This window comes from Desulfobaccales bacterium, from assembly GCA_041648175.1.
Classification (GTDB): Bacteria; Desulfobacterota; Desulfobaccia; order Desulfobaccales; family 0-14-0-80-60-11; genus 0-14-0-80-60-11.
Window position 1 is genome coordinate 1 of record JBAZPO010000038.1, and the last position, 7,521, is coordinate 7,521.

Annotated in this window: 9 protein-coding genes; all 9 read right to left on the bottom strand. The window is 55.4% G+C overall.

What is annotated here, in order from left to right:
• Positions 1-1,146, bottom strand: a 1,146-nt coding sequence (locus tag WC600_18230; GenBank protein ID MFA4904669.1) for a PAS domain S-box protein, incomplete at its 3' end; no start/stop codon positions are given.
• 109 nt (positions 1,147-1,255) lie between these two features.
• Complete coding sequence (locus WC600_18235; protein ID MFA4904670.1) at positions 1,256-2,941, bottom strand: DUF6600 domain-containing protein; 1,686 nt, start codon at positions 2,939-2,941, stop codon at positions 1,256-1,258.
• Between the two features lie 88 nt (positions 2,942-3,029).
• A complete protein-coding gene (locus WC600_18240) occupies positions 3,030-3,581 on the bottom strand; it encodes a tetratricopeptide repeat protein (protein ID MFA4904671.1) in 552 nt (183 codons plus the stop codon).
• 180 nt (positions 3,582-3,761) lie between these two features.
• Complete coding sequence (locus WC600_18245) at positions 3,762-4,283, bottom strand: fasciclin domain-containing protein (GenBank protein MFA4904672.1); 522 nt, start codon at positions 4,281-4,283, stop codon at positions 3,762-3,764.
• Positions 4,284-4,680: 397 nt separating this feature from the next.
• Positions 4,681-4,995, bottom strand: coding sequence for a DUF3862 domain-containing protein (locus WC600_18250; protein ID MFA4904673.1), 315 nt, complete (start codon positions 4,993-4,995; stop codon positions 4,681-4,683).
• Between the two features lie 271 nt (positions 4,996-5,266).
• Complete coding sequence (locus WC600_18255) at positions 5,267-5,458, bottom strand: CsbD family protein (GenBank protein ID MFA4904674.1); 192 nt, start codon at positions 5,456-5,458, stop codon at positions 5,267-5,269.
• A gap of 499 nt (positions 5,459-5,957) precedes the next feature.
• Positions 5,958-6,425 (bottom strand): periplasmic heavy metal sensor, encoded by a 468-nt coding sequence (locus WC600_18260; GenBank protein ID MFA4904675.1) that lies wholly within the window; start codon positions 6,423-6,425, stop codon positions 5,958-5,960.
• 173 nt (positions 6,426-6,598) lie between these two features.
• Entirely contained in the window at positions 6,599-7,096 is a 498-nt protein-coding gene (locus WC600_18265; GenBank protein ID MFA4904676.1) for a hypothetical protein, read from the bottom strand.
• A 35-nt stretch (positions 7,097-7,131) separates the two neighbouring features.
• Positions 7,132-7,431, bottom strand: a complete 300-nt coding sequence (locus WC600_18270) for a hypothetical protein (GenBank protein MFA4904677.1) — start codon at positions 7,429-7,431, stop codon at positions 7,132-7,134.
• Positions 7,432-7,521: the final 90 nt, after the last annotated feature.

Sequence of the window (7,521 nt, forward strand, 5' to 3'; positions counted from 1 at the left end):
GATCGTGGTTTCCAGCTCGAGGCTCAGCGCCGCGGCCCGCGCTATCACCTCCTGGGGATCGGAAATCTCGGCCGGGGTGATCTTGTCCACCACTTCGGCGGCCGTGTAGCCGAGCATGCGCTCGGCGCCGACATTGAATATTTGAATGACGCCCTGCGCGTCGGTGGCGATACTCGAGAAGTTGGCGCTGTTGAAAATCGCGTTCTGCAAGGCCCCCGCTTTCAGCAGGGCCTCTTCCGCCTGCTTACGCGCGGTATTATCGGTACCGATCAGCAGATAGCCGATGATGGTGTTTTGAACGTCCCGTAGCGCCGTGACCGAGACGATTGCCGGAAAGCGGCTCCCGTCCTTGCGGATGTAGGTCAGTTCGTAGATGTCCTCGATCCCCCGGGAAGCCTTGAAGACCAAGGCCTCGAAACCCGGCGTGATCTGGGTTTCCAGCTCGAGGCTCAACGCCGCGGCCCGCGCTATCACCTCCTGGGGATCGGAAATCTCGGCCGGGGTGATCTTGTCCACCACTTCGGCAGCCGTGTAGCCGAGCATGCGCTCGGCGCCGACATTGAATATTTGAATGACGCCCTGCGCGTCGGTGGCGATACTCGAGAAGTTGGCGCTGTTAAAAATCGCCTTCTGCAAGGCCCCCGCTTTAAGCAGGGCCTCTTCCGCCTGCTTGCGCGCGGTATTATCGGTGCCGATCAGCAGATAGCCGATGATGGTGTCTTGAACGTCCCGCAGGGCCGTGACCGAGACGATTGCCGGAAAGCGGCTCCCGTCCTTGCGGATGTAGGTCAGTTCGTAGATATCCTCGATCCCCCGGGAAGCCTTGAAGACCAAGGCCTCGAAACCTGGCGTGATCTGGGTTTCCAGCTCGAGGCTCAACGCCGCGGCCCGCGCTATCACCTCCTGGGGATCGGAAATCTCGGCCGGGGTGATCTTGTTCACCACTTCGGCGGCCGTGTAGCCGAGCATGCGCTCGGCGCCGACATTGAATATTTGAATGACGCCCTGTGCGTCGGTGGCGATACTCGAGAAGTTGGCGCTGTTGAAAATCGCCTTCTGCAAGGCCCCCGCTTTAAGCAGGGCCTCTTCCGCCTGCTTACGCTCAGACTGCGGGACCAGCCAATTTTGGTCAGAGTAGTTTGCCATTTCTCATCTTTCCTGGGAGGTCGCAGCCTGTCTTCGAGCCGTTCAAGCTAACATATTGAAAGTCAGGGCCCAGGGGCCCGAAGGCCCCTGGGCTATCGCTACTTCATGGTCATTCCGATTGCGGTTTTCCCTTTTGCTGCTCTTGGCGCTGTTGGGCCGGGGGCGCTGGTTTTCCCTTAACCGGAGGCTTAGCCTTGACTGCAGGTTCGGCCGGAACTGCAGGCTTAGCCGGAACTGCAGGCTTACCCTTGACCGCGGGCTCGGACGGTACGGCGGGCTTAGCCTTCACGGCTGGCTCGGCCGGCACCGCACGTTGGCCTGGTACTCTAGGTTTAGCCTTGACGGCAGGTTCGGCCGGCACCGCAGGTTTGGCTTTAACCGCGGGCTCGGCCGGTACGGCAGGCTTAGCCTTAACGGCTGGCTCGGCCGGTACCGCAGGCTTAGCCGGGATCGCAGGTTTTCCCTTAACCGCAGGCTCGGCTGGTACGGGAGGTTTACCTTTGACGGCAGGTTCGGCCGGCACCGCAGGTTTAGCCGGTACTACTGGTTTGGCCTTGACCGCAGGCTCGGCCGGCACGGCAGGCTTAGCCTTCACGGCAGGCTCTGCCGGTACCGCAGGCTGAGCCGCTACCGGCTTGATGGGCAGCGGTTTGATCGGGACAATCTGCTGCTTCGGCGGTAGTTTCTGCACCTGCTGCTGCATTTGCGGAGTTAGAGGCATGAGCGCCTTGGCAGGCAAGCCTGCCCCCGGGACGCCCTGGCCAGGTTTCACCGGATGCGGTTGCACCCTGGGAATTTGGGCCGTTAGTTGCGGCACTCCTTGGAGAGCCGGCAGATTTGCCTGGGCCAATCTGATATTGCCCGTCGGTTTGGATGGCGGCAAGGGCTCACCCTTAAGCAAGGCAGGCGGCACAATCTGCCTGATGTAGGCGTTGCGGGCCACCAACTGCTGAGGCGGGACCACATTGTTGATCCTGGTGATGTTGGTTGTGTTGTTGGTGATGTTGTTGTTGATGATGGTTTGGTTAATGTTGGTGACTCGGGAGATATATTGCACCGGCGGACCCCAGCTATAGGCGCCGTAGCTGGGGGCGCGGCCCCTGGAAACGGCCGGAGCGTAATACGCGGGGGTGTAATAAGTGGACACAATCACCGTTTGCCGATAGAACACCGGCACATAGGACGGGGGCGCCAGCACCGGCTGGGAAATATAGGAATAGGCCGGAGTGTATGGCTGGCCAAAACCCAGCAGGAAGCTGGCCGCTTGGGCAAAAATCCATAATGGGGGGGTGAGCACGTCTGCTGCGGGCGCTCCGTAGGTCGACGGTGCATAGGCCGGGGGCGGGACATAGCCTTGAGGGGGAATCGGGGCCCAGCCCACATACGAGGCATTCACCGGCACGTTTTTGTGACTGGTGCGCCATTGCACCGTGGATGGATACCAGGTGCGTCCCGGAACCCAGACCCAGCCGTACCCGGCGGTGGGCATCCAGTTACCGTAATGGTAGGTAGCCCAACCCCAGGGTTCCTGGGACTCGAATATGTAGCCCTGTTTGGTGGGGACCCAGCGGCCGTCGGTATAAGGCCGCCAATCATCCCCGACTCGGCTGGGTTGCCACACCGGCCCATAATTCTCATATTCAAACCATTGCCCGTGCTGCTCGAGTTCATTATAAAACATCGCCACATCTTCCGGGGCTGCCTGGGCCAACTGGGTAAAACCAGTTCCCAGGACCAGAGCCAACCCCACGCATAAGGCTGCTACCAACCCTAAATACCGTTGCTCTCTCTTCATCCTGTCTGCTCCTTCAAGTAAGATCGCCGCCCGCGGCTAAGGTTGGCAATCAGAGGGCACAGGGGCCCGAAGGCCCCTGTGGTTATTGCTATTTCATGGGAGGCGGGGTTGACGGTTCCGGAGCCATAGGAGTTTTAGCAATCTTCTCCTGGAGCTTTTTGTAGTTCTCGTCAACAATGGGAGCGATAGTGCTGGTGGCGCCCAACTTCCGTAGCGGTTTCACCGCATTGCACAGGCCACCGACAAAGCAAGTCTGCTCCACCTGTTCCAGGTACTCTGTCGCATGGGCTTTGGCGTCGGTTAGATACGCCAGGGCATCCTTCAACTTGCCATTCTTCTCTTGCAGCACCGCCAGATTGTTCAGGGCAAAGGGATTATAGCGATCGCGGCTGAGGGCATCTTTGAACTGATATTCCGCGGCCTCATATTTGCCGTCCCGCAAGAGATCGTATCCTTTGGCTATGGGGGTGATTACGTCTTCCGCCATTAAGGCCCGGGGGCCGCTGCGGTGTTTGGGTTCACCCACGGTCGGCTGGGGGGCCGGGCCGGTCGTTTGTTGCGCCAGGGCCACGGACCCGAAAAGGAGCCCGATTGCTAACAAACAGGCGACCACGGTCATCAAGTTACGGGTATTACGCATATAAGCTCTCTCCTCAATTTTAGATAATGACATCGATCCTAGAGGCGCCATGGGCCGCCTTAACGCCAGGTTGAACCATGACGAAAGCAACAATCATTAATAAATTCTGCGTACGGTTCCGAGACCAATTAACGCTCGACGAAAGGCGCAAGCTCAACGTTTAAAATCCTTTTCGGTTAATTACGAAGTCGGTTTCAAAAGAGACTTAGGCGCCCACTTGGGCAATAAGACGGCGTCAATCACATGGATTACGCCGTTAGTGGCCATGACGTCAGCTTTGATGATGTGGGCGGTACCCACCATATATTTGTCGCCCACTTTGGTGAGCACGAGGAGGTCGCCCCGATCCGTAGGACACAAGGTCTTGCATTCCTTAAGCCCCGGAAGATCTTTGGCCATATACTTGCCAGGGGTGATGTGGTAGAAAACCAAGTCCCGGACACGGGCGCCATCGGCCATCACGCCATCCAGGAAGTCTTTGGGCAGCTTGGCGAAGGCCTCGTCCGTGGGCGCAAACAGGGTGAAATTGCCCGGCATCGCCTTCAATTCCTGAGCATTGGCTTTATCCACGGCACTTAAGAAAGTCGTAAAATTGCCGGCAGCCTTTAAAGTATCGTACATATTTACGGGGGCTTGGCTCAGAGCCGTCCCTACCGAAAGCAGCACCACCAGTAACGTCATTAGGGCAATTTTTATTCTCATTGCATCTTTCTCCTTAGTTTTTTTATGATCAAGCGTTGTCTAGCGTTACCTGGTCTCGGAAAACGCAAGCCTGTTTCCTCAAAAAAGTGCCATAAAGCTTATCCTCGCCAGCCACCTTAATTCCCGGCCGGTGCACCTCCTTTTCGATTCCCTCACTCCCCTTATAGTCGCCCAAGGAGGAACAGGATGAGAATCACTATCAGGATCGTCCCGACGACACCAGTCGGAGCATAGCCCCATTCCCTGCTATGAGGCCAGGTAGGAAGGGCGCCGACGAGAAAGAGGATGAGTACGACAATTAAAATAGTGCCTAACATGGTATTCCTCCTTTGTGGTTAGCCTAAATTAGGCGGCAGCCTTAGCACTGCTTTGACCGTAGCCACTTTCCCGGTCCCGGCTATTGCCCGGGCTTCGGGGCTTCTTTCCCGGGTTTGAGGAATTCTTTGGCGATAACTTTGCCGTTCATAAATTGGATGTTAATGGTGATGCCTTCCCCCTTCCACATGGCGGTGGCACCGGAAATCAGCGCCACATCGATACTGGAGGAATCGGCGGGTTCTCCCAGAATGGCCTTGACTTCCGCCAGAGTCATGCCGGTTTTGATTTTATCGAAGTTTTCCTGGTTAATCTTGGCGCCCGAGCAGGCCATGAGACACAACAAAAAAACCATGGCCACCGCGGCCGTCTTAAAACGTAACCGATGCCGTTCCATGAGATACCCCCATTCCTTAAAAAAAGCAGGGTCAGGTTAATGAGGAACCAACCCTATAATACCGATGACAATTAAGTAGATCGCCACAATGTAGTTCAAGAGCCTGGGTATCATGAGAATTAATATTCCCGCTATCAGTGAGGCCACCGGTGTCAGATAAACAGTTGGGAACATTTTCAGTCTCCTTGGATCTGGAAAAACCGCAGAGGTTTGGTCTGCCCATCCCCTATCGGCGCCTGGGCATGGGAAAAACGATGCAAAGGTAGTTCATTTACTTCCAATGCTTCTTGAACTCCTTTTCCGCCTCTTCCTTGGTGATACCGTATCTCTCCTGGATTTTGCCGAGGAGTTGATCACGCTTTCCAGCAACGACGTCCAAATCATCGTCGGTGAGTTTGCCCCATTTCTCCCTAACCGTGCCTTTGAATTGCTTCCAGTTTCCTGCCACTTGATCCCAGTTCATAACTTGCCTCCTTCACCTCAGTATTTGCTGAATATTCTGTTGCAGCGACTGCTGCTGTTGCATCATTGACGGGGGCATCATCACGCCCTGACCCATCGTAGACTCGTCTATCGCCAGCCCAGCAGCCCTATCTGCATCTGTCCCAACTTGGTGCTGGGGACCTCTTTTCCAAGTTTAATCCGGCTCCGGACACCGTTACCGCGGGTAGCGGTATGGATAATATGGATAACCATATTGTGGCGATCCATACGGAGTAGTGTAATACGGAGTAGTATAAGGATACCCGGACCTATATTGTTGGCCGCCGTAAGGAGATCCATAACTGCTATATCCATATGGACTCACGCAGCCACCAAATAGAAATAGCGTTAGACATATAATAATGTACCTATAATATTTTGACATATCGGCATCCTTTCTAAGCAGAAGTTGAACGTTTACCGTTGCCTGATCTTGCGCCCACAGGCGAATCCAAGTCCCTCCCTGGGCGCCGGCGGCCTTATTTTTGCTTCATCTTCATATGTTCTTGCATCATCTCTTCCCGCCATTTATTCAAGAGGTTCAGATATTGCCCCTGCTGCACGGGCGTCATCAGGGCCAGTTCCTCATCCTGTTGGGACTTGAAGGACTTGACCATATTGTCCTTGTTCGCGCGTACCGCGGCTACCAGGCCTTTGATCTTGGCCTCATCGGGGTTGGCCGCGGCCAAAGCTTTCTCCAATTCGATATAGGATTTCTTCAACCTCTCGATTAATTCCTGGCGTTCCTTGGCATACTTTTCTTCCACGGCGTTAAAGTCTTTGGCCTTTTCCGGGCTGAGCTTCAACTCTTTAACCGCAGCGGCCCGGCGCATTTTATGCATTTCACCCCAGGAATCTTCTTTGGCCTGGCCCAGGGCGGGCGTCAGCAGCATCGCACTCAGGATGGCGCAGAGTGCCCCTAACTTGAAATTGAATTTACCTTTCATGTTATCCTCTCCTTTGGTAAGAGTTTTATCCCGCTATGCAGCAGCCCATCTTCGTAATTTTGTGATGAAAGGGACTTTCTGCCCTTCAAAGGTCAGGGGGCAATCAACCCTGAGGCTTCTGGGGCCCGCGGCCTGGCTGGAAGTGGACGTTTGAACCCGCATGCACATGGGATTTACTCCCTTGTTACCCGGGTGCGCCGCACATCGAGCTTAGGCCCCCGAGCTGAAAAATAGATCCGATAGTGATGGACCTCTCCATCCTGGATGGTCATATGCCGGAACCGCACATCCGAGGTGCTGCCGCTGCCGCTATAGGCCTTGAGAAACAAGGTGTAAACCCCGATTTCCCGGCCGATTATCCGCAGGTGATAAAGGCCGCTCATCGGATTGCGCACGTGAATCTCCGTGTCCTCAGGACCCGTCCTGTCTCCGGAAGGATCGATGAGCACAAGCTCACCCGGGGGGGAGCCCCCAGTCTCGGATTGGATACGGATGTCCAAAGTCCCTCTATATACCCGGTATTCAGATTCTCCGTTGTACTGGACTGTCTGCATCGCCCCCGGCGTCTCTCCGCTCTTGGCGGCGGCAACTGTGCCTGGGAAAATGGCCAAGACCGAGGCAATGAAAAGCCAGATCGCCAGCCACGCTGATGTTTTGGTTCCTCGGTTCATGACAACTTCCTCCGGTAGTATGTGGTTAGGCGGTCTTAATTCTCTTCTTTCTCGAGTTCCCGCAGGCGCCGTTCGGTGGCTTTCTGGCGCTTGATGGCATCCTCCTGGCGCTTGATGGCGTCTTGCTGGCGCTTGCCGGTATCTTGCAGTTTTTTCTCTTTCTGTTCGAGATATTGCGATTCCTCTTGGCGCTTCTGCTGTAACTCTTGCTGTTGCTTATCTGCAATCGTCGGCGATTCGCTTTGGGCCAGGACTTGGCTCGCGAGCCAGAGATTGCCGGGGATTATCAATGAACCTGCCAGGAGCATCATTCCCAGTCCCATGATCTTTTTCATCTGCCTCTCCTACCAGTCCCAAATATCTAAGATGATGCCGCAGCCATCTTCTTCTATCCAAAACCGCTGTTTTGATTCTAATTCTTGAGC

Coding starts and splice junctions, on each gene's coding strand:
- WC600_18235 (MFA4904670.1), bottom strand. CDS start 2,941: ATGAAGAGAGAGCAACGGTATTTAGGGTTGGTAGCAGCCTTATGCGTG.
- WC600_18240 (MFA4904671.1), bottom strand. CDS start 3,581: ATGCGTAATACCCGTAACTTGATGACCGTGGTCGCCTGTTTGTTAGCA.
- WC600_18245 (MFA4904672.1), bottom strand. CDS start 4,283: ATGAGAATAAAAATTGCCCTAATGACGTTACTGGTGGTGCTGCTTTCG.
- WC600_18250 (MFA4904673.1), bottom strand. CDS start 4,995: ATGGAACGGCATCGGTTACGTTTTAAGACGGCCGCGGTGGCCATGGTT.
- WC600_18255 (MFA4904674.1), bottom strand. CDS start 5,458: ATGAACTGGGATCAAGTGGCAGGAAACTGGAAGCAATTCAAAGGCACG.
- WC600_18260 (MFA4904675.1), bottom strand. CDS start 6,425: ATGAAAGGTAAATTCAATTTCAAGTTAGGGGCACTCTGCGCCATCCTG.
- WC600_18265 (MFA4904676.1), bottom strand. CDS start 7,096: ATGAACCGAGGAACCAAAACATCAGCGTGGCTGGCGATCTGGCTTTTC.
- WC600_18270 (MFA4904677.1), bottom strand. CDS start 7,431: ATGAAAAAGATCATGGGACTGGGAATGATGCTCCTGGCAGGTTCATTG.